The organism is Rhodovulum sp. 12E13 (assembly GCF_003340565.1).
In the GTDB taxonomy this organism is placed as follows: domain Bacteria; phylum Pseudomonadota; class Alphaproteobacteria; order Rhodobacterales; family Rhodobacteraceae; genus HLUCCA09.
In genome coordinates this window covers 1-738 of record NZ_QPLK01000118.1, presented here as the reverse complement: position 1 = coordinate 738, position 738 = coordinate 1, and the positions used below count along the sequence as shown (strand labels likewise).

General features: G+C 69.4%; 1 protein-coding gene. It reads left to right on the top strand.

Annotation, left to right across the window (positions count from 1 at the left end):
• On the top strand, window positions 1–738 hold a 738-nt coding region (locus tag DLJ49_RS21355; protein ID WP_115395499.1), incomplete at both ends, for an IS1634 family transposase.

Genomic DNA, 738 nt, shown 5'->3' with positions numbered 1-738 from the left:
CGGACGCGCTCTGCGATCCGGCAAGCGCAGGCTGGACGTCGAGGCCCTCGTCCGGGCGATGGTCTTCAACCGCCTCTGCGCGCCGGACTCGAAGCTGGGCTGCCTGCGCTGGCTGGAGACCGTGGCCATGCCGGCCATGCCCGAGGGCGTGACCCACCAGCATCTCCTGCGCGCCATGGACGCGCTGATGGATCACGCCGACCGGCTCGAGACGGAACTGGCCGGGCAGATCCGGCCGCTGGTCGATCAGGATCTCGCGGTGGTGTTCTACGACCTGACAACCGTGCGCATCCACGGCGAGGGCGAGGTGGACGACGATCTGCGGGCTTTCGGCATGAACAAGGATATCGGCGGCATCGCCCGCCAGTTCGTCCTCGGCGTGGTGCAGACCGCCGACGGTCTGCCGCTCATGCACACCGTCCACCCCGGCAACGTCGCCGAGACGAAGACGCTTCAGGGGATGCTGGCGACCGTCCTGGAGCGCTTCCCGATCCAGCGCGTCATCCTGGTTGCCGACCGTGGGCTCCTTAGCCTGGACAATATCGGCGAGCTGACCGCCCTTGCGGACCGGGGCGATCGCCGGCTGGAGTTCATCCTCGCCGTCCCGGCCCGCCGCTACGCCGAGCTGGTGGAGACCTTCCAGGGCCTCGTCTTCGACGACGACGGGCTCGCGGAAAGCGCCTTCGCCGGCCACCGCCTGATCGTCGCCCATGATGCCTTGCGCGCCGCGGAGCAGGG